At 56.7% G+C, this 24,798-nt stretch carries 20 protein-coding genes; 12 read left to right on the top strand and 8 right to left on the bottom strand.

Going from position 1 to position 24,798, the window contains the following annotated elements; genetic code table 11:
- Window positions 1-58 precede the first annotated feature (58 nt).
- The 4 genes from MKleb_RS08700 (at window position 59) to MKleb_RS08685 (ending at window position 5,821) form a co-directional block, all read left to right on the top strand.
- Complete coding sequence (locus MKleb_RS08700; RefSeq protein WP_014228528.1) at window positions 59-958, top strand: glycyl-radical enzyme activating protein; 900 nt, start codon at window positions 59-61, stop codon at window positions 956-958.
- A gap of 4 nt (window positions 959-962) precedes the next feature.
- Window positions 963-3,395: a formate C-acetyltransferase/glycerol dehydratase family glycyl radical enzyme gene (locus MKleb_RS08695; protein ID WP_217076572.1), complete on the top strand. Its 2,433-nt coding sequence runs from the start codon at window positions 963-965 to the stop codon at window positions 3,393-3,395.
- A gap of 209 nt (window positions 3,396-3,604) precedes the next feature.
- Entirely contained in the window at window positions 3,605-4,420 is an 816-nt protein-coding gene (locus tag MKleb_RS08690) for a Cof-type HAD-IIB family hydrolase (protein ID WP_025108085.1), read from the top strand.
- Between the two features lie 135 nt (window positions 4,421-4,555).
- Window positions 4,556-5,821 (top strand): DUF1479 domain-containing protein, encoded by a 1,266-nt coding sequence (locus MKleb_RS08685; protein ID WP_025108086.1) that lies wholly within the window; start codon window positions 4,556-4,558, stop codon window positions 5,819-5,821.
- Here MKleb_RS08685 and MKleb_RS08680 read toward each other — a convergent pair.
- Entirely contained in the window at window positions 5,818-6,891 is a 1,074-nt protein-coding gene (locus MKleb_RS08680; RefSeq protein ID WP_108703626.1) for a LacI family DNA-binding transcriptional regulator, read from the bottom strand. The two genes, MKleb_RS08685 and MKleb_RS08680, sit on opposite strands and share 4 nt — an antisense overlap.
- A gap of 298 nt (window positions 6,892-7,189) precedes the next feature.
- On the opposite strand from MKleb_RS08680, the gene MKleb_RS08675 reads away from it, so the two are divergent.
- Both MKleb_RS08675 and MKleb_RS08670 read left to right on the top strand, forming a co-directional pair.
- A complete protein-coding gene (locus tag MKleb_RS08675) occupies window positions 7,190-8,491 on the top strand; it encodes an MFS transporter (RefSeq protein WP_217076570.1) in 1,302 nt (433 codons plus the stop codon).
- 15 nt (window positions 8,492-8,506) lie between these two features.
- Window positions 8,507-10,870, top strand: coding sequence for a glycoside hydrolase family 31 protein (locus MKleb_RS08670; RefSeq protein WP_025108088.1), 2,364 nt, complete (start codon window positions 8,507-8,509; stop codon window positions 10,868-10,870).
- Between the two features lie 168 nt (window positions 10,871-11,038).
- Here the strand turns inward: MKleb_RS08670 and MKleb_RS08665 are convergent, their stop codons facing one another.
- Window positions 11,039-12,631: an ABC-F family ATPase gene (locus MKleb_RS08665; RefSeq protein ID WP_004849135.1), complete on the bottom strand. Its 1,593-nt coding sequence runs from the start codon at window positions 12,629-12,631 to the stop codon at window positions 11,039-11,041.
- A gap of 177 nt (window positions 12,632-12,808) precedes the next feature.
- Between MKleb_RS08665 and MKleb_RS08660 the strand changes: the two genes are divergently transcribed.
- A complete protein-coding gene (locus MKleb_RS08660) occupies window positions 12,809-13,591 on the top strand; it encodes a tyrosine-protein phosphatase (protein WP_014228522.1) in 783 nt (260 codons plus the stop codon).
- Window positions 13,592-13,781: 190 nt separating this feature from the next.
- On the top strand, window positions 13,782-14,696 hold the full coding sequence (gene ldtB / locus MKleb_RS08655; RefSeq protein WP_004130773.1) for a L,D-transpeptidase: 915 nt from the start codon (window positions 13,782-13,784) through the stop codon (window positions 14,694-14,696).
- A 42-nt stretch (window positions 14,697-14,738) separates the two neighbouring features.
- Here the strand turns inward: ldtB and MKleb_RS08650 are convergent, their stop codons facing one another.
- The 5 genes from MKleb_RS08650 to mntR all read right to left on the bottom strand — a co-directional run bounded on the left by MKleb_RS08650 (window position 14,739) and on the right by mntR (window position 19,781).
- Complete coding sequence (locus MKleb_RS08650) at window positions 14,739-15,455, bottom strand: GntR family transcriptional regulator (RefSeq protein ID WP_025108090.1); 717 nt, start codon at window positions 15,453-15,455, stop codon at window positions 14,739-14,741.
- Between the two features lie 70 nt (window positions 15,456-15,525).
- On the bottom strand, window positions 15,526-16,902 hold the full coding sequence (locus MKleb_RS08645) for a glycoside hydrolase family 1 protein (RefSeq protein ID WP_025108091.1): 1,377 nt from the start codon (window positions 16,900-16,902) through the stop codon (window positions 15,526-15,528).
- 151 nt (window positions 16,903-17,053) lie between these two features.
- Window positions 17,054-18,094, bottom strand: coding sequence for an aldo/keto reductase (locus tag MKleb_RS08640; protein ID WP_025108092.1), 1,041 nt, complete (start codon window positions 18,092-18,094; stop codon window positions 17,054-17,056).
- A gap of 110 nt (window positions 18,095-18,204) precedes the next feature.
- On the bottom strand, window positions 18,205-19,311 hold the full coding sequence (locus tag MKleb_RS08635) for an anion transporter (protein ID WP_048261128.1): 1,107 nt from the start codon (window positions 19,309-19,311) through the stop codon (window positions 18,205-18,207).
- Window positions 19,308-19,781: a manganese-binding transcriptional regulator MntR gene (mntR, locus tag MKleb_RS08630; RefSeq protein WP_014228517.1), complete on the bottom strand. Its 474-nt coding sequence runs from the start codon at window positions 19,779-19,781 to the stop codon at window positions 19,308-19,310. Before mntR ends, MKleb_RS08635 begins: the two co-directional genes overlap by 4 nt.
- A 182-nt stretch (window positions 19,782-19,963) precedes the next feature.
- On the opposite strand from mntR, the gene mntS reads away from it, so the two are divergent.
- Window positions 19,964-20,089, top strand: a complete 126-nt coding sequence (mntS, locus tag MKleb_RS08625; RefSeq protein WP_004100500.1) for a manganase accumulation protein MntS — start codon at window positions 19,964-19,966, stop codon at window positions 20,087-20,089.
- 267 nt (window positions 20,090-20,356) lie between these two features.
- Window positions 20,357-21,934, top strand: a complete 1,578-nt coding sequence (locus tag MKleb_RS08620; protein WP_025108094.1) for a phosphoethanolamine transferase — start codon at window positions 20,357-20,359, stop codon at window positions 21,932-21,934.
- Window positions 21,935-22,003: 69 nt separating this feature from the next.
- On the opposite strand, the gene ompX is transcribed toward MKleb_RS08620, so the two are convergent.
- Complete coding sequence (gene ompX, locus MKleb_RS08615; protein WP_004130755.1) at window positions 22,004-22,516, bottom strand: outer membrane protein OmpX; 513 nt, start codon at window positions 22,514-22,516, stop codon at window positions 22,004-22,006.
- A 351-nt stretch (window positions 22,517-22,867) separates the two neighbouring features.
- Here ompX and rhtA point away from each other — a divergent pair, with 351 nt between their 5' ends.
- Window positions 22,868-23,755, top strand: a complete 888-nt coding sequence (gene rhtA / locus MKleb_RS08610) for a threonine/homoserine exporter RhtA (protein ID WP_004100495.1) — start codon at window positions 22,868-22,870, stop codon at window positions 23,753-23,755.
- Between the two features lie 218 nt (window positions 23,756-23,973).
- Window positions 23,974-24,477 (top strand): DNA starvation/stationary phase protection protein Dps, encoded by a 504-nt coding sequence (gene dps / locus MKleb_RS08605; RefSeq protein ID WP_004130751.1) that lies wholly within the window; start codon window positions 23,974-23,976, stop codon window positions 24,475-24,477.
- The last annotated feature ends 321 nt before the right edge of the window (window positions 24,478-24,798 follow it).

The raw sequence follows: 24,798 nt of genomic DNA, 5'->3' as shown, positions 1-24,798 counted from the left end.
CAATACAACTTTCATTCGAAAGTAATTTAATCTTCATATGCAAATAAGAGGGTGAATCATGATCTTCAACATTCAGCGTTATTCAACCCATGACGGCCCGGGGATCCGCACTGTTGTCTTCCTCAAAGGGTGTTCGCTGGGCTGCCGCTGGTGCCAGAATCCGGAAAGCCGCGCCCGCACGGCGGATTTGCTGTATGACGCCCGCCTTTGCCTGGACGGCTGCGACCTCTGCCAGCAGGCTGCGCCGGAGGTGATTACCCGCAAGCTGGACGGTCTGATTATCCACCGCGAAAAGCTCACCGATGCGCATATCGGCAAATTGCGCGACTGCTGCCCGACCACGGCATTAACCGTGTGCGGCGAAGAGAAAAGCGTCGAAGAGATTATGGCTACGGTGCTGCGCGACAAACCGTTTTACGACCGCAGCGGCGGCGGCGTCACGCTTTCCGGCGGCGAGCCGTTTATGAATCCCGAACTGGCCCGACAGCTGTTTGAGGCCAGCCACCGCGCGGGGATCCACACCGCGGTCGAAACCTGCCTGCACGTGCCGTGGAAATACGTCGAACCCGCTTTGCCGTTTATCGACCTGTTTCTCGCCGACCTCAAGCACGTCAACGAAGCGATTTTTCAGCAGTGGACGGACGGCAGCGCCCGCCGGGTGCTGGATAACCTGCAGCGCGTCGCGCAGGCCGGAAAGAAAATCATCATTCGCGTGCCGCTGATCCAGGGCTTTAACGCCAACGAAAGCGATATTGCCGCCATTACCGATTTTGCCGCTGACCGTTTACAGGTTGGCGAGATCCACTTCCTGCCTTACCACACCTTAGGCATGAATAAATACCAATTACTCAGTCAGCCCTATACCGCTCCGGATAAACCGCTTGCTGCACCCGAGCTGCTCGCCTTCGCGCAGCGCTATGCTCAGAGCAAAGGTTTAACGGCGACTCTACGAGGATAACCTTATGACAACGTTGAAACTGGACACTCTGAGCCCGCGCATTCAGGCGCATAAAATGGCGCTGGTGCATATCGTTAAGCCGCCGGTTTGTACCGAGCGCGCCCTGCACTATACCGAAGCCTATCAGCAGCACCTGGATAAGCCGATCCCGGTACGCCGCGCGCTGGCGCTGGCTCATCACCTGGCGGAACGCACGATCTGGATTAAGCACGATGAACTGATCGTCGGCAACCAGGCCAGCGAAGTTCGCGCGGCGCCTATCTTCCCGGAATACACCGTTAGCTGGATCGAAAAAGAGATCGACGACCTCGCCGATCGCCCCGGCGCCGGGTTTGCCGTTAGCGAAGAGAACAAACGCGTGCTCCACGAAGTGTGCCCGTGGTGGCGCGGTCAAACCGTACAGGATCGCTGCTACGGCATGTTTACCGACGAGCAAAAAGCGCTGCTGGCGACCGGCATTATCAAAGCCGAAGGCAATATGACCTCCGGCGACGCTCACCTTGCGGTCAACTATCCGCTGCTGCTGGAAAAAGGCCTCGACGGCATGCGGGCGAAAGTCGCCGAGCGCCGTTCGCGCATTAACCTGACCGTGCTGGAAGATCTGCACGGCGAGCAGTTCCTTAAAGCCATTGATATCGTGCTGGAAGCGGTCAGCGACCACTGTAAGCGCTATGCCGGGCTGGCGCGCAGCATGGCCGCGACGGAGAGCCGCGAATCCCGCCGCGACGAGCTGCTGGCGATAGCCGAAAACTGCGATATTATCGCCCACGAGCCGCCGAAAACCTTCTGGCAGGCGCTGCAGCTGTGCTATTTCATTCAGCTGATTCTGCAGATCGAATCCAACGGTCACTCGGTCTCTTTCGGCCGTATGGACCAGTATCTCTACCCTTACTATCGCCGCGACGTTGAGCTGGCGCAATCATTGGATCGCGAACACGCCATCGAGCTGCTGCACTGCTGCTGGCTGAAGCTGCTGGAAGTGAACAAAATTCGCTCCGGCTCGCACTCCAAGGCTTCCGCCGGTAGCCCGCTGTACCAGAACGTCACCATCGGCGGCCAGAATCTGGTGGACGGCAACGCGCAGGACGCGGTGAACCCGCTCTCCTACGCCATCCTGGAATCCTGCGGTCGGCTGCGTTCGACTCAACCTAACCTCAGCGTGCGCTATCACGCGGGCATGAGCAACGACTTCCTCGACGCCTGCATGCAGGTGATCCGCTGCGGCTTCGGCATGCCGGCGTTCAACAACGATGAAATCGTCATCCCGGAATTTATCAAGCTGGGGATTGAGCCGCAGGACGCGTACGACTATGCCGCTATCGGCTGCATCGAAACCGCCGTCGGCGGTAAATGGGGCTATCGCTGCACCGGGATGAGCTTTATCAACTTCGCCCGCGTCATGCTGGCAACCCTGGAAGGCGGCCGCGACGCCACCAGCGGCCAGGTTTTCCTGCCGCAGGAACATGCGCTGTCAAAAGGCAACTTCGACAACTTTGAACAGGTTCTGGCCGACTGGGATACGCAGATCCGCTACTACACGCGCAAATCTATCGAGATTGAGTACGTGGTCGACACCATGCTGGAAGAGAACGTGCACGATATTCTCTGCTCGGCGCTGGTCGATGACTGCATCGAGCGCGCGAAGAGCATCAAGCAGGGCGGCGCGAAGTATGACTGGGTTTCCGGTCTGCAGGTCGGCATCGCTAACCTCGGCAACAGCCTGGCGGCGGTGAAGAAGCTGGTGTTCGATCAGGGCGTTATTGGCCAGCAGGAGCTGGCAAAGGCGCTGGCTGAAGACTTCGAAGGCCTGACCCACGAGCAGCTGCGCCAGCGCTTAATCAACGGCGCGCCGAAATACGGTAACGATGAAGACAGCGTGGATATGCTGCTGGCTCGCGCCTACCAGACCTATATCGACGAGCTGAAGCTGTATCATAACCCGCGCTACGGTCGCGGCCCGATCGGCGGCAACTACTACGCCGGCACCTCGTCCATCTCCGCCAACGTGCCGTTTGGCGCCCAAACGATGGCGACGCCGGATGGCCGTAAAGCGCACTCGCCGCTGGCGGAAGGGGCCAGCCCGGCCTCCGGTACCGACCATCTCGGGCCGACAGCGGTAATCAGCTCGGTGGGCAAACTGCCGACCGGCTCAATCCTCGGCGGCGTACTGCTTAACCAGAAGCTGAACCCGGCCACGCTGGAGAACGAATCCGATAAGCAGAAACTGATGGTGCTGCTGCGCACCTTCTTCGAGGTGCATAAAGGCTGGCATATTCAGTACAACATCGTGTCGCGCGAGACGCTGCTGGAAGCGAAGAAGCACCCAGACCAGTATCGTGATTTAGTGGTCCGCGTGGCCGGTTACTCGGCGTTCTTTACCGCCCTGTCGCCGGATGCTCAGGACGATATTATCGCCCGTACCGAGCATACGCTGTAAATCTCATCCCCCGGCTTGCGCTACGCTTAGCCGGGCTACAGGTTCGAAGCCGTTTGCGGGCCGGTAGCCCGGGTAAGGCGTTTACGCCGCAATCCGGGGTTTTCTGCTGCACAGAGGTGAACGCAAACTTTCATTCGAAATAAATTTGTGCTCCCCATCACATTGTAATTAGAATGTTACTGGTCGAAGTTAAGCCAGGAGCATGTGTTATGACCGTTAAAGTTATCGTCACCGATATGGACGGAACTTTTCTCAATGACGCCAAGCAGTATGACCGCTCGCGTTTTCTCGCGCAGTTTGCGCAACTCCAGCAGCAGGGTATTGAGTTCGTGGTCGCCAGCGGCAACCAGTACTACCAGCTGATCTCTTTTTTCCCGGAAATCCGTGACCAAATCTCCTTTGTTGCCGAGAACGGCGCGCTGGTTTACGAACGCGGTCAACAGCTGTTCCACGGCGAACTCACCCGTCATGAATCCCAGGTCGTCATCGGCGAACTGCTGAAAGACCCGCAGCTCAACTTCGTCGCCTGCGGCCTCAAGAGCGCTTACGTCAGCGAGCGCGCGCCCGAGGCGTTTGTCACCCTGATGTCAAAGCACTACCATCGCCTGCAGCGCATTAGCAGCTATCATGACATCGACGACACGCTGTTTAAGTTTTCCCTGAACCTGCCGGATAGCGAAATCCCGCAGCTTATCGACAAACTGCACGTCTCGCTGGACGGCATCATGAAGCCGGTCACCAGCGGCTTCGGCTTCGTCGATTTGATTATCCCCGGCCTGCATAAAGCCAACGGCATCAGCCGCCTGCTGAAGCGCTGGAACATCTCGCCGCAGGCCTGCGTAGCCATTGGCGACAGCGCTAACGATACGGAAATGCTCAAGCTGGTGAAATACTCTTTCGCGATGGCCAACGCCGCCGAAAGCATCAAAGCGGTGTCGCGTTTTGCCACCGATGATAACAACCACGACGGCGCGCTGAACGTCATTCAGGCCGTCCTCGACCACACCGCCCCGTTCAACGAGTAACGCCACCCGGGGTTTACCGCCCCGGCTTCCCGTTTTGTGCACCTCCGCATAATTTTAAACTTGCATTAACTTAATTTTAACTTAAATTATCATATGTAAGATAAATTACTTTCGAATGAAAGATGAGAGGTCATTATGGCTGTTACCCATACCTGTGAAACTTTACCCGCCGACCCCAAAGCGGCCATCCGCCGGATTAAACAGGAGCTGCGGGCGCAAATTGGCGACGTGCAGGCGGTGTTCGATCGGCTGACGGCGCGTATCTCCGCGCGTCTGGAAGAGATTGACGCCCTTAAGGCCAGCGGTCAGGACGTCTGGCCAACGATCCCGTTCGCCGATATTGCCCGGGGCCAGGTCACGGAAGCCCAGCGCGAGCTCATCAAGCGTCGCGGCTGCGCCGTTATCAAGGGCCATTTTTCTCGCGAACAGGCGCTGGCGTGGGACAACGCAATGCTCGAGTATCTCGACCGCAACCATTTCGATGACGTTTATAAAGGTCCCGGCGATACCTTTTTCGGGTCGCTGGAAGCTTCGCGCCCGGAAATCTATCCGATTTACTGGTCCCAGGCGCAGATGCAGGCGCGACAGAGCGATGAAATGGCCGCCGTGCAGTCGTTCCTCAACCGTCTGTGGACCTTTAACCGCGACGGCAAACAGTGGTTCGACCCGGACGTCAGCGTCATTTACCCGGACCGCATTCGCCGCCGCCCGCCGGGAACCACCTCGAAAGGTCTGGGGGCGCATACCGATTCCGGCGCCCTGGAGCGCTGGCTGCTGCCGGCCTATCAGAAAGTGTTTGCCGACGTGTTTAACGGCAACATTGATGCTTACGACCCGTGGGACGCGGCGCACCGCACCGAAGTCGAAGAGTATACGGTCGACAACACCACCAAATGCTCGGTGTTCCGCACCTTCCAGGGGTGGACCGCGCTCTCCGATATGATCCCCGATCAGGGCCTGCTGCACGTGGTGCCGATCCCGGAAGCGATGGCTTACGTGCTGCTGCGTCCGCTGCTCGACGATGTCCCGGAAGATGAGCTGTGCGGCGTCGCGCCGGGCAAGGTGCTGCCGATTTCGGAAAAATGGCACCCGCTGCTGATCAAAGCCTTAAGCTCTATTCCGGCGCTGAATGCGGGCGATTCGGTATGGTGGCACTGCGACGTGATCCACTCGGTCGCGCCGGTGGAAAATCAGCAGGGCTGGGGCAACGTGATGTATATTCCCGCCGCACCAATGTGCGAGAAAAACCTCGCCTACGCGCAGAAGGTCAAAGCGGCGCTGGCGCGCGGCGCTTCGCCGGGAGATTTCCCCCGCGAGGATTATGAAAGCGACTGGGAAGGCCGCTTTACGCTGGATGACTTAAATATCCACGGTAAGCGCGCGTTGGGGATGGCGAATTAATCATCATATAACCCCTTCGCTTCAACGGCGGTACGGCGGTTACCGGCGCGTATCCGCCGCACCGAATCGCGTACCGCCAGCGTCCCATGCAGGAGTAACGCGCCGTGCGGCGCATCGGGACGGATCAGTCTCTGCTGTAATAGATGTACCGCTTCAACCCCTAATTCATCGCGTGGGACGTGGACGGCGGTTAGCGGTACATCCTGGATCGCCGCCAGGTTAAAGCCGTCGATGCTCATGACGGAAACATCCTGCGGGACGCGCAAACCGCGTTTTTGTAATGCGGCGATCGTGCCTGCCGCCATAAAATCACCGCCCACCAGAAATGCCGTCGGCAGCGGGCCATCGCCGCGCTGATCCAGCCACTCCCCGACTTTTTCCTCGGTATCCCTGGCGCTGAAGTTGGCCACAGCGAGTAAATCCCTGCCGTCAACGAAACGGAGATTCCGCGCCCGCCATGCCTGCTTAATGCCCAGCAGACGCAGCTCCATGGTATAGCGGCGCAGGCACATCACGTTCATGATCGCCTGATGCCCCATCTCAAACAGATACCGGGCGGCGAACTGGCCGATCAGCCGATGATCCGGCGCGACGGAGGGTAAACGCATTCCCGCGTCGTGGCAGTTAATCATCACGCAGGGCTTCGCCAGATCGGCCGCCAGATCGTGAATATGCGGATCGTCGATACCCAGTAAAATCGCGGCCTGGGTCGATGCTTCATGCATGCACTGCAAAAACAAATTGGCATCGCTGTCGTTCTCTTCCAGCGCGCAATAGCGCAGGTGTACCTCATGCGGCATAAGGGCGCTATTGATGCTTTGAATCACCCGATAGTAGTAAATATCCGTGCGTTCATCGAAAGCGCGCTGAGGGGCAAAGACCACCAGATTATTGAGCAGCATTCGCCCGGCGGCGATACCCTCCATCACGCCCAGCTCGCGGGCGCAATCCAGTACCCTCTGGCGAGCCCTGGCGCTGGTATTTGCTTTCCCCGCCAGCACCCGCGATACCGTGCTCACCGACAGCCCGGTACGCGCCGCGATTTCGCTCACTTTCAGCTTTTTGTCCATTTTGTGATCGCGCTCTACTTAGCTCATGAAAAAATTTTCATATTGAGAATGTGAATATTTTTAAGCGATTTGGCGATGTCATACTGCGATCTGGATCGTTCCATGAAAATATTTGCAGAATTGTCGCTATTGCCCGCTCGCATTCTCCCTTAGCCTGAATTGGTCCAACACCTTTGAGATTAGTCAACCAATAGTGTCGAGACATCAACCTTAACAAACAACGAAATAGAAAATTTTAGCGACAACTCAGCAAGCGGGTTGGTCAATTTTCCCTACTACATGTCTCGTGGAGAGTTCTATGAGCCAAGGCCTCAATAATGATATGGCGGTCAGTAAATCGCGCCGCATAGTGAAGAACCTGCGCTGGTGGATGCTGGTGCTGTTTTTACTCGGCGTCACCGTTAACTACATCACGCGTAATTCGTTGGGGATTATCGCCCCGGAACTAAAAACCTCCCTGGGTATTACCACTGAACAGTACTCATGGATAGTCGGCGCTTTTCAGCTGGCGTACACCATTTTCCAGCCGCTCTACGGCTGGCTTATCGACGTTATTGGCCTCAAGCTCGGCTTTATGATCTGCGCCACCCTGTGGGCCATCGCCTGCATCGCCCATGCCGGGGCGGGGAGCTGGCTGCACCTGGCGATTCTGCGCTTTTTCATGGGCGGCGCTGAGGCGGCGGCGACGCCAGCCAACGCCAAAACGCTGGGTGAGTGGTTTCCAAAATCCGAGCGGCCGATCGCGGCAGGCTGGGCGGGCGTCGGCTTCTCCGTGGGCGCCATGCTGGCGCCGCCGATTATCTACTTCGCACACGCTTCGTTCGGCTGGCAGGGGGCATTCATGTTCACCGGCGCGCTGGCGCTGCTGTGGGTCGTGCTGTGGTGGGCGTTCTATCATAACCCGGAAAAACACCCTAACCTGGGTAAAGCTGAGCTGGCGCTGATCCAGCAGGACAATGAAGCGCCACCGGTCAAACTGCCCTTCTTTACCGCGCTGAAAACCGTATCGAAAAACAAGCGCTTCTACGGTATCGCCATTCCGGCCTTTATGGCTGAGCCTGCCTGGGCGGTGCTGAGCTTCTGGGTACCGCTCTACCTGGCGAAAGAGCACGGCATGGATTTAAAACAAATCGCCATGTTTGCCTGGCTGCCGTTTCTGGCGGCCGACCTCGGCAGCGTCGCCAGCGGCTATCTGACCAAACTATATACCCGCTGGTTCGGCTGTTCGCGGGTGAACTCGGTGGTCGCCAGCTCCGTCACCGGCGCCTTCCTGATGATTTCGCTCGCCACCGTGGCGATCACCCGCGATCCCTATATCACCATCGTGCTGATTTCGATAGGCGGCTTCGGCCACCAGATCATCTCCTGCATGCTCAGCGCGCTGGTGGTGGAGTCGTTCGATAAAGGACAGATGGCGACCGTGAACGGGATGCGCGGCTCCGCCGCCTGGATCGCCAGCTTTCTGTTCTCGCTGTTGATTGGCGTCACCGCCGACAAAATCGGCTTCAACCCGCTATTTATCGCCATGGGGTTCTTTGACCTGATTGGCGCGGTATTCCTGGTGGCATTTATTGCTGAACGTCGCGCAAAACGCGCCTGAGAGTGGATGTAAAAAATGAAGACTTTGAAAAACTGGACTTTGCACCAACGGCTGGACCACCACGTTGAGCTGATCGTAGACGGCCAGCACACCCTGTGTCTGTACGTGCTGGAAGAGAATATGTTCCGCGTGCTGCTAAAGCGGCACGGCCAGCTGGCGCTGGATCGCACCTGGAGTATCGCTCCCCAGCAGGACGTGCCGTGGGAAGGACGCCCGCGCGAAGATTTGAGCGGCTTTAGCCTCCCCGCCTGGCAGCTCACGGAGCATAGCGATACCCTGAGCATCGCCACCGACCAGCTGCGCGTCACCGTCCACCAGCCGCTGTGGCTGGAATGGAGCTATCGCGATGAGGCCGGCGAGTGGCAGCCGCTGGTTAACGACCGCCCCACCAGCGCCTACCTGGCGAATGCCCACGGCGACGGCGTTGCCCACTACCTGAGCCGACGCAAAGACGAACGCTTCTACGGTCTGGGCGAAAAAGCCGGCGATCTGCAGCGTAACGGGAAGCGCTATGAGATGCGTAACCTCGACGCCATGGGCTATAACGCGGCGAGCACCGACCCGCTGTACAAACATATTCCGTTTACCATCGCGCAGCGTAGCGATGTCAGCTACGGTCTGTTTTACGACAACCTGAGCAGCTGCTGGCTGGATCTCGGCAACGAAATCGATAATTACCATACCGCCTATCGCCGCTGGCAGGCGGAAGCCGGCGACATCGATTACTATCTTTTTTCCGGCAAACGGGTACTGGATATCACCAAAGCATTCGTACGCCTGACCGGCAAAACGCTGTTCGGACCGAAATGGAGTCTCGGCTACAGCGGTTCGACGATGCACTACACCGACGCGCCGGATGCGCAAAACCAGCTGATGAACTTCATCCGCCTGTGTGATGAACACGCCATTCCGTGCGATTCGTTCCAGCTCTCTTCCGGCTATACCTCGATTGACGGCAAGCGCTACGTCTTTAACTGGAACAACGATAAAGTGCCGCAGCCGAAGGTGATGAGCCAGGCCTTCCACGATGCCGGACTGAAGCTCGCCGCCAATATTAAGCCCTGCCTGCTGCAGGACCATCCGCGCTATAACGAGGTCGCGGAGCGCGGGCTTTTTATCCGCGATTCACAGGCGGATGCTCCCGAGCGCTCCAGCTTCTGGGATGACGAAGGGTCGCACCTTGACTTTACCAATCCGCAGACCGTCGCCTGGTGGCAGGAAGGCGTGACAACCCAGCTGCTGGAGATGGGTATCGACTCCACGTGGAACGATAATAACGAGTATGAAGTCTGGGACGGCGAAGCCCGCTGTTACGGGTTTGGCGAGGAAATTGCCATTAAACATATTCGCCCGGTCATGCCGCTGCTGATGATGCGCGCGTCTCTGGAGGCTCAGCAGCGCTTTGCGCCGCACAAACGACCGTACCTGATCTCTCGCTCCGGCTGCGCCGGGATGCAGCGCTACGTCCAGACCTGGAGCGGCGATAACCGTACCAACTGGGATACGCTGCGCTATAACACCCGCATGGGGCTGGGAATGAGCCTCTCCGGGCTGTTCAATGTCGGCCACGATGTTGGCGGCTTCTCTGGCGATAAACCGGACCCGGAGCTGTTCGTACGCTGGGTACAAAACGGCGTTATGCATCCGCGCTTTACCATTCACTCGTGGAATGACGACCAGACGGTCAACGAAGCCTGGATGTACCCGGAAGTCACGCCGGCTATCCGTTCAGCCATTGAGCTGCGCTATCGTCTGCTGCCGTATCTCTATACGCTGCTGTGGCAGGCTCACGCCGACGATGAACCGATGCTGCGTCCGACCTTCCTCGATCACGAACACGATCCGCAGACGTTTGCCGAATGCGACGACTTCCTGCTGGGTCGCGATCTGCTGGTCGCCAGCGTCGTCGAACCCGGCGCGCGTCAGCGCCGCGTCTGGCTGCCGGCCAATCAGGACGGCTGGTACGACTTTGATAGCCACCAGTGGTTCGCGGGAGGTCAGTGGATCGTCCTTGATGCGCCGCTGGAAAAACTGCCGCTGCTGGTTCGCGCCGGAGCAGGCCTGCCGCTGAGCGAGCGTATCCGCCACGTCGATGCGCAAAAAGATGATTGCCGCGAGCTAAAGCTGTTCCCGCTGAAGGGCGTGGGGACCCGTCGCGGCCTGCTGTTTGAAGATGATGGCGAAAGCTGGGGCTACCAGAATGGCCATGCGCTGTGGGTAGAATGGGAAATGGTTTGCGATAGCGCCAGCATCAACCTGAAGGTGAACGCGCGCGGCGATTATCGTCCGGCGTGGAAAGCGCTGAAGGTGTCGTTGCCGGCGGGGGAAAAACGCAGGCTGCTGGTGAACGGTGAAGAAAGGAGCGAGTGGCGGGTGTAGTGCGGATAAGGCGCAGCAGCGCCTTTGGGAAATTCAGCCACTCTGCGCTCTGCTCCCGGGGGCGGCGCTTAACGCGCCTTGCCCGGGCTACAGGTTCATCGCCGTCTGTGGGCCGGTAGCCCGGATAAGGCGCTGCAGCGCCGCAATCCGGGACAGACAACAGCAATATTATTCGATACCTTTGCTGCGCAGATAATCTTCGTAGTTACCGGTGAAGTCCACAACGCGCTCCGGCGTAATTTCAATCACTCGGGTCGCCAGCGAGCTCACAAACTCACGGTCGTGGGAAACAAAGATCAGGGTGCCCTGATACATCTCCAGCGCCATGTTCAGCGATTCGATCGATTCCATATCCAGGTGGTTGGTTGGTTCATCCATCACCAGGATATTCGGTTTTTGCATCATCAGCTTACCGAAAAGCATGCGGCCTTTTTCGCCACCGGAGAGCACTTTCGCCGGCTTCTTGATATCGTCCTGACTGAACAGCAGACGACCCAGGATGCTGCGCACCGCCTGCTCATCATCGCTTTCCTGCTTCCACTGGCTCATCCACTCGAATACCGTCAGATCGTTTTCAAACTCATATTCATGATCCTGCGCGTAGTAGCCAATCTGCGCGTTCTCAGACCATTTAACGGTACCGTTATCGGGCGTCAGATCGCCGACCAGGGTTTTCAGCATCGTGGATTTACCCACGCCGTTGGCGCCCAGAATGGCAAGCTTCTCCCCCACTTCCAGCAGCAGATTGACGTTTTTAAACAGCGGGCCGTTATCAAAGCCTTTCGCCAGCGCTTCCACTTCCAGGGCGTTACGGAACAGCTTCTTATCCTGCTCAAAGCGAATGAACGGGTTCTGACGGCTGGACGCTTTCACTTCGTCCAGCTTAATTTTGTCAATCTGACGGGCGCGCGAGGTCGCCTGGCGAGATTTAGAGGCGTTGGCGCTAAAGCGGCTGACGAATGATTGCAGATCGGCAATCTGCGCTTTTTTCTTGGCGTTGTCCGCCAGCAGACGTTCGCGCGCCTGGGTCGCCGCGGTCATGTACTCATCGTAGTTGCCCGGGTAAACGCGCAGCTCGCCGTAATCCAGATCCGCCATGTGGGTACAGACCATATTCAGGAAGTGACGGTCGTGCGAAATGATGATCATGGTGCTGTCGCGATCGTTGAGGGTCTGCTCCAGCCAGCGGATGGTGTCGATGTCCAGGTTGTTCGTCGGTTCATCAAGCAGCAGAATGTCCGGGTTAGAGAACAGCGCCTGCGCCAGCAGCACGCGCAGCTTCCAGCCGGGAGCGACTTCGCTCATCGGGCCGTAATGCTGTTCAACCGGGATGCCGACGCCGAGCAGCAGTTCGCCGGCGCGCGCTTCAGCGGAGTAACCGTCCATCTCGCCGTACAGCACTTCCAGGTCAGCCACTTTGTAGCCATCTTCTTCGCTCATCTCCGCCAGGGAGTAGATACGATCGCGCTCCTGCTTCACTTCCCACAGCTCGCCGTGGCCCATAATGACCGTATCCAGCACGCTGAACTCTTCAAACGCAAACTGATCCTGACGCAGCTTACCGATACGCTCGTTCGGATCGAGGGAGACGTTGCCCAGCGTCGGCTCAAGATCGCCGCCGAGGATCTTCATAAAGGTGGATTTGCCGCTACCGTTGGCGCCAATCAGGCCGTAACGGTTGCCGCCGCCAAATTTGACGGAAATATTTTCGAACAGCGGCTTACTGCCGAACTGCATGGTGACGTTGCTGGATACTAGCACGGGGTTATCCTGAAAATAGAGAATGAGAAGTGTGATGAACCAGACATTATGCCAGCAAATGCTTCACTTTTCACGGGGCGTTATAAAATCATCAATGACGCCTGTGTTAGGGTCATGTCATATTGCGCGGTTACACTGCTTAATGCGTAATTTTTTACCTTAATCTGGAAGGAACCTATGACCACACACTCCCGCCATCCGGCTTTCTTATCGCTGCAGGGCGGTATCAACTTTCGTGACCTGGGCGGCCAGCGTACCGCCGACGGCCGTCGCGTGCGTACCGGGAAATTATTCCGCTCCGGCTCGCTGCATATGATGACGGCAGATGACCTCACCCATCTGGACGCGATCCCGCTTAGCCGGGTGATTGATTATCGCGACCCGGGCGAAGTGAATCGCAGCCCCGATAAGCTGAACGAAGCGGCTCACTACCTCAACGCCCCGGCGAATCCGCACGTTCGCGACGTCAACGCCAAAGTCACCGAGCTCAACGCCGCCACCCTGAACGCCCTTAACGGCGAGCAGTTTATGCTGGCGCTCTACCGCCAACTGCCGTTCAATAACGCCGCTTATCGCCAGTTGGCCGGTTGGCTGATGGAGCCTTTCGACGGCGCGCTGCTGCAGCACTGCGCGGTGGGAAAAGACCGCACCGGCGTTGGCTGCGCGTTGACGCTGTTCGCCCTCGGCTGCGATCGTCATACGGTCATGGAGGAATATCTGCTCACCCAGGGCATGCTGACGCAGGTCGAAGATTTCATGCTCCAGTCCCTCGGCAATGCGCTGACCCCCCGCGGCCGGCAGAACCTGGCGGAAATGATGACGGTGCATGAGTCCTACCTTGCCGCCGCGCTTTCGCAAATCGACGAACGCTACGCCAGCGTCGATGCCTGGCTGGAGAAAGAGTATCAGCTCACGCCGCAGGCGCGAGAAGCGCTCCAGTCGCGGCTTCTGGAGGGGTAATCCCCTCCCGTTTTCAGGCTGCAGAGCCCGCGTTGACGGGCTACACTCAGGGTCACAGGAAAAAAATGTGATTTCGTACACATCTCATTTACCTGTTTGCCGGAAAGCACATATAATGCGCTCCCATCGACTTCCTGTTTAAACTGACAAAGGCCTGTGCGGCATTAACATCGCCCACGATATAAAGATTATGAAATTATCAACACTCTTCGCGGCAGCCTTCGCCATCGTGGGCTTTTGCAACACAGCTTCTGCTGTAACCTACCCTCTGCCCACCGACGGCAGCCGTCTGATTGGCCAGAACCAGGTGATCACCATTCCGGAAGGCAACAAGCAGCCGCTGGAATATTTCGCCGCTGAATACCAGATGGGTTTATCCAACATGCTGGAAGCCAACCCGGGCGTGGACACCTTCCTGCCGAAAGGCGGCACCGTGCTGAATATCCCGCAGCAGCTGATCCTGCCGGACACCGTGCATGAAGGTATCGTCATCAACAGCGCGGAAATGCGCCTCTACTACTATCCGAAAGGCACCAACACCGTCATCGTGCTGCCGATCGGCATCGGCCAGTTAGGCAAAGACACGCCGATCAACTGGGTGACGAAAGTTGAGCGTAAAAAAGCCGGTCCGACCTGGACGCCTACCGCCAAAATGCACGCTGAATATGCCGCAGCCGGTGAACCGCTGCCGGCCGTTGTTCCTGCCGGCCCTGATAACCCGATGGGCCTGTACGCGCTGTATATCGGCCGCCTGTACGCTATTCACGGTACCAACGCTAACTTCGGCATCGGCCTGCGCGTCAGCCACGGCTGCGTGCGTCTGCGTAATGACGATATCAAGTTCCTGTTTGAAAACGTGCCGGTCGGCACCCGCGTTGAGTTTATCGATGAGCCGGTAAAAGCCACTACCGAGCCTGACGGCAGCCGCTTCATTGAAGTTCACAACCCGCTGTCCACCACGGAAGAGCAGTTCCAGGGCGGCGAAATCGTGCCGATTAACCTGACCAAATCAGTACAGGCGATTACCAGCCAAACTGACGTAGACCAGAGCGTGGTCGATCAGGCGATCCAGAACCGTTCCGGTATGCCGGTGCGTCTGAACTAAAACGCATCGCGCAGAGTGGCGGGCCCGGTGCCCGCCATTTTTTTATCCGTTATTGACCAGAATAATTCCGCCGTGGTCGTAGCGATAGTGGCAATGGGCATACTCCAGCGGCGTACCGTCCTCCAGATAGATCACCTGTTCCACCTCCAGCACCGGGTCGCTCGCTTCGCAGTTGAGATGTTCTCTGTCCAGCGCCTGCGGTTTCACCGCCCGCACCACCCGATACGATCCCATCATCTTCAGCCCCAGCGTCTCCTGCACGTAGCGAAATACCGAGCTTTCGAGATGCGTTTTATTCAGGCCAGGCACCAGCGCAACGGGCATCACGGTGAGGTCCAGCGACACGGGTTCCTCGTTGAGCAGCCGCAGGCGGACGAAATCATAGACCGGGGCATCGGCGTCAATCAGCAACGAGCTTTGCTCTTTTTCCGACGGAAAACGCAGCTCGAAGCGAATCACCCGGCTGGTCACTTCCCCTACATGCTCCCAGGTTTTGGTGGCGCCAAAATAGTCGCTGCCGGGCAGCTCCCACTGCGAAAGCTGGAGGAAGTTTTTGCGCACGAAGGTTCCCTGCCCCTTACGGGTGTAGATAAGGCCTTCGACAATCAGCTGGCGCATCGCCTGCTGGATGGTCATCCTGCTGGTGCTGAACTCCGCCGCTAAGGCGAACTGGTCGGGTAACGGCGCGCTGGCGGGATACTGCCGGCTGATAATACGTTTTTTGATTTCCCGCGCGATACTCAGATATTTGGCCGTCATTCCCGGATCCTTTTACGTGTCTGATAGTGGCTGGCGGGCAGAATATACCATCTGCCCGCGCGAGGCGCCGCTACATCTCTTCGCCGTGACTGCGGATGGCCCGCTTCAGCCAGGCATAGCTTTTCTTCGGGACGCGCTTAAGGTCCTTAAGGTCGTGGTTTTCACGGTTCACGTAGACAACCCCGTAGCGCTTGCGCATATCGCCCTGCGAACTGAGAATATCGATTAACCCCCAGCCCAGATAGCCAATCACCCGCGCGCCGTCCTCAAACATCGCCTCTTTCATGGCGTTGATATGGTCGCGATGATAGGCGATGCGGTAATCGTCAGCGACCGGATTTTCGCCGTCCCAGGACTCAATCACCCCGATGCCGTTTTCAATCGGGAATACCGGCAGACGCCAGTCGTTGTAGTAGCGGGTAATGATGGTGCGAAAGCCCAGCGGGTCAATCTGCCAGCCCCACTCGGTGGCCTGCAGAAAGTCATTCTTTTTATCGCCAAACTGCATGTAGTGGTTCACCGGCGTGCCCGGCGGGATCGGGTCGCTATCCAGCGCCTTGCTGGCGTAGTAGCTAAAGGCCAGATAGTCGATTTTAACCTGCGCCATCAGCGCCAGATCCTCTGCGCGGTAGATATCCGCAAAGCCTTCACGGGCGACAACGTGCATGACCTCCGGGCTGTAGCCCTCTCCGGCGAAGGCGCGCAGCAGGTTCTGGTTTAAAAACTCATCGAGCTGCTGGGCGCAAAGGATATCGCGCGGTTTGCAGGTCGCCGGATAGACCAGCGCGTGGGCCAGCATGCCGCCCATCAGGCACTGCGGCTTCGCCTGATGCAGATACTGCGTCAGGTGCACGTGGGCCATCATCACGTGGTGCTGGATCTGATACAGCTCGCGCAGGGTCTTCTCGCCGCGCATATAGCCTGAAATCAGAAACGCGTCCGGCATGTGGTAGAGGTTCTGTTCATTAAAGGTCAACCACCACTTCACCTTGTCGCCAAAGCAGTCGATCATCTTCTGCCCGTAACGAATAAAGGCTTCCATCACCCGACGGTCGGTAAAACCGTTGTAGCGTTCAGCCAGCGACAGCGGCATATCGAAGTGATAGAGGCAGATCATCGGCTCAATGCCGCGGGCAAGCAGTTCATCGATAAACTGGTGATAAAAGGCGATACCTTCTTCATTGAACTCACCGTCGCCTTCCGGGCAAACGCGGCTCCAGGCAATCTGGAAGCGGTAGCAGTTCATGCCCAAATCCTGCATCAGGTCGAAGTCTTCCCGGTAGCGGTGGTACGAGTCGGTTGCCACCTTCCAGTCGGACGCAAATTCCGCCGGCTGGCGGATATCGTAAACCGACATCCCCTTCCCGCCCTCATTCCACGCCCCTTCGGTTTGCATACTGGAAACCGAGTTACCCCATAAAAAATCTGCCGGTAGTGTTCTGTTCATCGCTCGCACCTATGACTAGTCATATTAATTTCATGACTAGTCATATAAACGAAATTCTCCCGTCAGGCAAAGTCCAGGATCGCGTTTTGTGAGCGCAACGGATAAAAAAACCGGATCGCGAAACAGACGATCCGGCGTGCAAGAGAGGAAGTTACTGCTGGGCGAGCTGGTCGCGGCGGTATTCGCCCTGGCGCTCCAGCATCCAGCCCGGATACTCTCGCGGCAGCGCGCTGACCGCGTCAAGCCGCGCCAGTTCATCATCATTCAGGGCAATGCTGGTCGCCGCGAGGTTATCGGCGAGCTGCTCAGCGCGCTTCGCGCCAATAATCACGCTGCTTACCGCCGGCTGATGCAGCAGCCAGGCCAGCGCGATTTGCGCCACCGAAACACCCTTCGCATCGGCAATCTCGCGCATCACATCAATGCAGTCAAAAGCCCGCGCTTTGTTCACCGGCGGGAAATCAAACTCCTGACGGCGGCCGCCGCTCGCCGAGTGCCCATCGCGATCGTACTTACCGCTGAGCAGCCCTCCCGCCAGCGGGCTCCAGACCATCAGGCCCAGGCCTTCGCTCTGCATCATCGGCACCAGCTCGCGCTCCAGATCCCGTCCGGCAAGGGTGTAGTAAGCCTGTAACGAGGCAAAACGCGCCAGCCCCAGACGTTCGGAAATGCCCAGCGCTTTGACTATCTGCCATGCCGCCCAGTTCGACACGCCGATATAGCGGACGTGCCCGTGCTGCACCAGGTTATCCAGCGCATACAGCGTCTCTTCGATCGGGGTTGCCGGATCGAAGCCATGGAGTTGATAGAGATCGATATGATCGAGCTGCAGGCGACGCAGGCTCTCCTTCACGCTGCCGATGATGTGATAGCGCGAACTGCCGCGCGAGTTCACGCCTGCGGTGCCGGTTTCGCCAAACACTTTGGTCGCCACGACGACGTTTTCACGCGGCACTTTCAGATTCTTCAGCGCCTGGCCGGTAATCTCTTCCGAGCGCCCTTCTGAATAGACGTCAGCGGTGTCGATGAAGTTGATGCCCGCATCCAGCGCGCTGCCCACCAGCTGCTCTGCCTCCGCCTGGCGCAGCTGCCCCACTTTCCCCCACAGGCCGCCTTCGCCGCCGAAGGTCATGGTGCCGAGGCACAGCTCAGAGACAAAAAGGCCGGTATGGCCCAGTTTTTGATAACGCATAGGACTCTCCTTCAATCAGGGTGATTCACCATCGTGAATAAAGTTATACCCCGGAAAAGGAGAGCGCGAATGTGGCGTTTCTGTCCGTTTCTTGCCCAATTCTCTGAAAATCAGAGCTGCAGCAATCCGTACCCTACCAGCGCGGCCCACAGCAGCATGGGCAGAGAGTAGATATGGAAACGCCACCAGATACGGCGATCGCCAGCCATGCGCAGCGCAATCAGGTTTGCCAGAGAGCCCGGCAGCAGGCCGAACCCGCCGACGTTTACCGCCCAGGCCAGCAGCACCGATGGTGGAACGTAATTGAGCAGCAAAATGGTCGCCGGGACGTTGCTGATAAACTGCGACAGGCCAATCGACGTCAGCCACAATCCGCCTGCCGAGAGCTGGCCGACGCCGTTAAGCGCATGCTGGAGAGCCGGTAGCTGGGTCAACAGGTGAACGTCAATAAACATCGCCATGAAGACCAGCAGCAGCGTCCAGTCGACGTGGATAATGACCGCCCGCGCCAGCAGCAAAAAACCCAGCGCGATCAGTGCCAGTCCCCACAGCTCCTGCTTCAGCTCTAAGGCGGCTAAAAAGACCCCATAAAACGCCAGGCAGCTCCAGACCAGCTTTGGCCGCCAGGAGGGCGCCCTGTCGCTACTCTGATAGTCGAGACGCTTCGCGGGGAAACAGAACCAGCACAGCGCCAGCAGGGTGAGCATCATCGCTGCCGCCAGCGGCAGCATCTGGCCGATAAAGGCCGGAAAGGAGAGGCCCGAGCGCCCCCAGAGAAGAATGTTTTGCGGGTTACCGATGGGCGTTAACAACGACCCGGCGTTCACCGCCAGCGCTTCAAAAATGATGAGACGGCTTGTCGGGATGGCGCACCATTTTTTTAGAGTCAGCGTGAGCGGCACGACGATGAACAGCGCCACGTCGTTGGTTAAGAAGGTGGATAGCAGCGCGGCCGCCAGCACCATAAAGATGGCCAGCTGGCGCTCGGTCACAAAGCGGCGCGCCATTTTGCGACCTATTACGTCAAAATAGCCGCTCAGTTCAATACCTTTGGTCAGTAGCATCAGCCCGCTAAGGGTGATAATCGTATGCCAGTCAATGGCGTGTAGCCAGCCTGCAGGGACAAACGGAACAAAAAAGCTTAAAACAACGCCGACGATCAGCAGCAGATGCAAAAAACGGTCGCGGATTAGCGACTGAACAAAGACGAGGTTCATTCTCCCGGTGACCCCTGCTTGAGGGTAAACTGTTTAAACATCGCCAGCGTCTCTTCGCTGACGTGGTGCTCCATGCCTTCGGCGTCGCGACGCGCAATTTCCGGGCTAACGCCGATCACCAGTAAAAAGTTTTCGACGATCTGGTGGCGTTCGCGGCTTTCATGCGCCAGCTTCTCACCTTCCGGGGTTAAAAAGATCCCCCGCCATGGGATCTGTTCGATCAGCCCGACGCTGGCCAGTCGTTTTAACATTTTCGCAACCGTTGGCTGCGACACCCCAAGACGCGCGGCCATGTCCACCTGACGGGCTTCCCCCACTTCCATAATCAGATCGGAGATCAGCTCCACGTAGTCATCAATCAGCTCCCGACGATGCGCCTCGCGCACCTGACGAAACCCCTCAACGTGTTCTTCGACATTCACTAGCTGCGTCACTTTTTTTGTTATTGGCTTACCTGCGCGACGGTTCATTGTGCTTCCTCATTCCTGTGACGCATCAAGCATCATATAAAAGGATCCCTATTGTAATGGATCGCGCACAGAGAACAAAAAATTAACGTTTTAGCCATAGCTATAAAATATAGCCTGTGCTATATCTGTATGTAATACACACATCCTTCAAGGAGTGAAGGACGAAGTTACAGGAGGTCGAGATGAATGAATTCAAGAGGTGTTTAAACGTGTTTACCCATTCTCCTTTTAAAGTACGGTTAATGCTTGTCGGTATGCTGTGCGATCTGATCAACGGCAAGCCCCAGCAGGATAAACCCAACAACTAATGCGGCGTCGCGGTACGCCGCTTCATTTTTCTGTCATAATTTCCCGTCAAACTGGCTGATTACTCAGCGCTACGGCAACTTTTTTCAAGTTTTGTAAGCTTCCTCCCAAAACAATCCGTTATGGATGGTTGACCTTAACATTTGCAAGCCCTATCTTTTGTCAGCCCTGCCACTACTGCGGCTCGCAGAGACCCTCTTCACGCACTGTCCAGCAGGTTTTACCCCTTGATGCCAGGGGACGCACATGGCTCTTTTTGATTGTTTACTATGAATGTCACGCTGAAAGAAACGCTGGTCGCCCGCGGACTGGTACTGAACCCATGGACAGGATTCTACTTTTTACAATCGCTGTTTATTAACCTGGCGCTGGGCTACGACTTTAGCCTGCTCTATACCGTTGCTTTTACCTGCGTGCTGCATCTGCTGTGGCGCAGCTTTCCGCGCGCGCAAAAAGTGGCGATCGGTGCCTATTCGCTGCTGGCGGCCATGTACTATCCTTTCGGCCAGGCCTACGGCGCGCCCAATTTCAACACGCTGCTGGCGCTGCATGCCACAAACATCGAAGAGTCCACCGAGATCCTGACCATTTTCCCGTGGTACAACTATCTGCTGGCCGTGTTTATCTTTGCGCTCGGCGTGATTGCCGTACGGCGCAAGCCGGATGCATCGGCGCGCTGGGGGAAAATGGAGACGCTGGGGCTGCTGTTCTGCACCGCTATTTTCTTTCTCCAGCCGGTGCAAAACCTCGCCTGGGGCGGCGTCTTTAAGGTTATCGACACCGGCTACCCCGCCGTACGCTTCGTTAAAGATGTGGTGGTGAATAATAATGAAGTGCTGGATGAGCAGGCGCGAATGGCGCAGCTGGCGAATATGAAAGACAGCTGGCACGTGCTGGCGGTAAAGCCCAAATATCATCTGTATGTGGTGGTGATCGGCGAGAGCGCGCGTCGCGATGCGCTCGGCGCCTTTGGCGGCCACTGGGACAACACCCCGTTCGCCAGCTCGGTAAAAGGCTATCTGTTCAATGACTACGTTGCCGCCAGCGGTTCAACGCAGAAATCGCTCGGTTTAACCCTCAACCGGGTGGTCGATGATAAACCGCAGTTTCAGGATAACTTTGTCACCCTCGCCAACCGCGCCGGTTTTCAGACCTGGTGGTTCTCGAATCAGGGGCAAATTGGCGAATACGATACGGCGATTGCCAGCATCGCCAAACGCGCGGACGAAGTTCAGTTCCTCAAGAACGGCGATTTCGAGGCCAATAAAAACACTCAGGATGAGCAGCTATTAAAGCTGACCGCGCAGGTGCTTGCCACCCGCCGCACCCAGCCGCAGCTGATTGTCCTGCATTTGATGGGTTCGCATCCGCAGGCCTGCGACCGCACTAAAGGGAAATACGCGGTTTTTGTTCAGTCGAAAGAGACCTCCTGCTATCTCTACACCATGACGCAAACCGATACGCTGCTGAGCGATCTTTATACTCAGCTACAAAACTCGGGCGAAACCTTCTCGATGACCTATTTTTCCGATCACGGTCTGGCTTTTAAGGAGCGCGGGAAAGAGGTGCAGTATCTGGCGCACGATGATAAGTACCAGCAGAATTTCCAGGTCCCCTTTATGGTGATCTCCAGCGATGATAAAGCGCATAAGGTCATTAAAGCGCGGCGGTCCGCCAACGACTTCCTCAGCTTCTTTTCGCAGTGGACCGGCATCAGCGCTCAGGAGATTGCCCCGCGCTATCGTTTTATCTCGGAACAGAAGGCCGGCCCCATCTACATCACTAACTTCCAGCTGAAGAAAGTGGACTATACCCATCTGGGTACCGACGCGTTTACCGTCAATTAACACAGTCGCGTAAACCGCAGGCAAAAAAAATCCGCCTCTTGAGGCGGATTTTTTATATCACCAGAGTGATTAGAAGCGGTAACCTACGCCAGCAATCCAGGTGCCAACGTCAACGTTACGAATGCGAGACTGCTCGTAGGAGAAGTCCAGAGCAACGTTTTCGATCGGGTTGAACTGCAGACCAGCACCGTAAGAGAAACCGTAGTCGCTCATGTCAGATTTGTTCGGGTAGCTGTTGTCCTGGAATTTACCGTAACCAACACCCACTACGCCGTAGATGCTCGCCCAGTCATTCAGACGGTAAGCCGGACCTGCGGTGATGCCGTAGTACTGGCCTTTTTTGTAAACGCCAGACTCAGAACGATCTTTTTCGGTGTAGGTGAAAGAACCGATAACACCCAGCGGGTTGTTGTCTTGCTCGTAGCGGTACTTCAGGTTGAAACCGCCTGCTTTGTTCGCTTCACCCTGCATATCGCTCTGCGCGTAGCCACCGGTAACGGTAGAAGTCGCGGCGAAAGCAGTGGTACCTACGGATGCAGCCAGAACAACGGCCAGTGCTGAAAAACGTGCAATTTTATTCATAACCACCTCAAATGTGTTTCTAATAAGTCCTAAGCCTTAAATATAACAAAAACTTTTGGGAAACTCTTTTCACTTTACATTGTCTAACGTACTTTTTCATGTAACTAAAGGTTTCTACGTTTCTATAACAAACTGGAAAACAAACCTTTTTTACAAATATACTCCTATTAAGGCTCATAAAGCGCCAGACGTGTATCCAGATTATTCCTAATCTTCTGGTGAAATTATCTTCAACCCCGCGCTATTGTACTGCTTTTACACCCCTTTTTTTCAACATTAGCTCAACCGGCGCGGGGTAATTCATTTACACTGGAACCTTTACCGCATTTGACAAAATTGACAGGAGAAAGGATGCCCGGCTCGTCCCGCAAAGTACCGGCATGGTTGCCGATACTGGTTATTTTAATTGCCATGATTTCGATCCAGAGTGGCGCCTCGCTGGCCAAGTCACTCTTCCCGCTGGTGGGTGCGCCAGGCGTTACCGCCCTGCGCCTCGCGCTCGGCACCTTCATCCTGGTGGTTATCTTCAAACCCTGGCGCCTGCGCTTTGCCCCGGAGCAGCGCCTGCCGCTGCTTTTCTACGGCCTGTCGCTCGGTGCGATGAACTACCTGTTCTATTTATCGATTCAGCGCATTCCGCTAGGCGTCGCCGTCGCGCTGGAATTTACCGGCCCCCTGGCGGTGGCGCTCTTTGGCTCCCGTCGCCCTCTCGATTTCGTCTGGGTGGCGCTGGCGGTGCTCGGGCTCTGGTTTCTACTGCCGCTGGGGCAAAGCGTGGCGCAGATCGATCCCATTGGCGCGCTGCTGGCCCTCGGCGCTGGCGCCTGCTGGGCGGTCTACATTCTGACCGGCCAGCGCGCCGGCGAAGAGCATGGCCCCGCAACGGTCGCTATGGGGTCGCTGATCGCTGCGGTGGTCTTCGTCCCGATGGGGATGATCCAGGCCAGCGATACGCTCTTTCAGTGGGGGCTGCTGCTGCCGGGACTGGGGATCGCCATTTTATCGACCGCGCTGCCCTACTCTCTGGAAATGGTTGCCTTGACCCGCATGCCCAGCAAGACCTTTGGCACCCTGATGAGCATGGAGCCGGCTCTCGCCGCGCTTTCCGGAATGGTGTTTCTTGGGGAAACGCTAACCGCGACCCAAACGCTGGCGCTGGGGGCGATTATTCTTGCCTCGATGGGCTCCACGCTGACGATGCGTCGGGAAACGAAGATACAGAAGGTCGACATCAGCTAGCGAAAAGGAGCTGATTGACGAGAAACTCAATCATCTCCTTAATTTATAAACTATTTTTCCTGACTAACAGCCCTGCGCTATCAGACCGATAGAGACTACCGCCGCTGCAAAGCTCAAATCCGTTGCTATACTTAATTCCGCAAGTTATTGGGATGAGACGCTCCGAATAATTCGAATTTGAAGTATGACGAGTACAAATATCAAGAGGATATGACACTATGAGTACCGCAAAACTGGTTAAAACTAAAGCAACGAATCTGCTCTATACCCGTAACGACGTCGCTGATAGCGCGAAGAAAGCGACCGTTGAGCTGCTGAATCGCCAGGTGATCCAGTTCATTGACCTGTCTTTGATTACCAAACAGGCTCACTGGAATATGCGCGGTGCAAACTTTATTGCCGTTCATGAGATGCTGGACGGCTTCCGCACTGCGCTCGTCGACCACCTTGATACGATGGCAGAACGTGCCGTACAGCTTGGTGGCGTAGCGCTGGGTACGACTCAGGTCATTAACAGCAAAAGCCCGCTGAAAAGCTACCCGCTGGATATCCATAGCGTCCAGGACCATCTGAAAGAGCTGGCCGACCGCTATGCGATCGTCGCCAACGATGTGCGTAAAGCCATCGATGAAGCCAAAGATGAAGATACCGCTGATATCTTCACCGCTGCTTCACGCGACCTGGATAAATTCCTGTGGTTCATCGAAGCCAATATCGAGTAAGGCCAACTGCCGTCAGCCACGCTGGCGGCTTTTTTTCTTTCCACTTCCCCGCCGCGCACCACTTCAGTGCATGAGAATGTACAAAATACGCGCAAAAGTAAATCAATTGTAATAATCACCTCACACAATCGTTACGCCGAGATTGTTTTAACATCAGGGTTTGCGTTAAAAATGCTCTTGTTATGCGATGCCTTTATGACGCACCAAAACGGCGCCCCATATCGGTGCATTTAACGTTATCCGTTATCAAAATTGTGCAACAGGCGCCTTCCTGCTTGTTATAAAACAACAGGTTGTAAAAGTGGCATGATTTTTTCATAA

The organism is Klebsiella sp. PL-2018, from assembly GCF_019048985.1.
Taxonomy (GTDB): Bacteria; Pseudomonadota; Gammaproteobacteria; order Enterobacterales; family Enterobacteriaceae; genus Klebsiella; species Klebsiella michiganensis.
The sequence above is the reverse complement of the archived record's forward strand: the minus strand, read 5'-3'. Positions and strand labels throughout refer to the sequence as shown.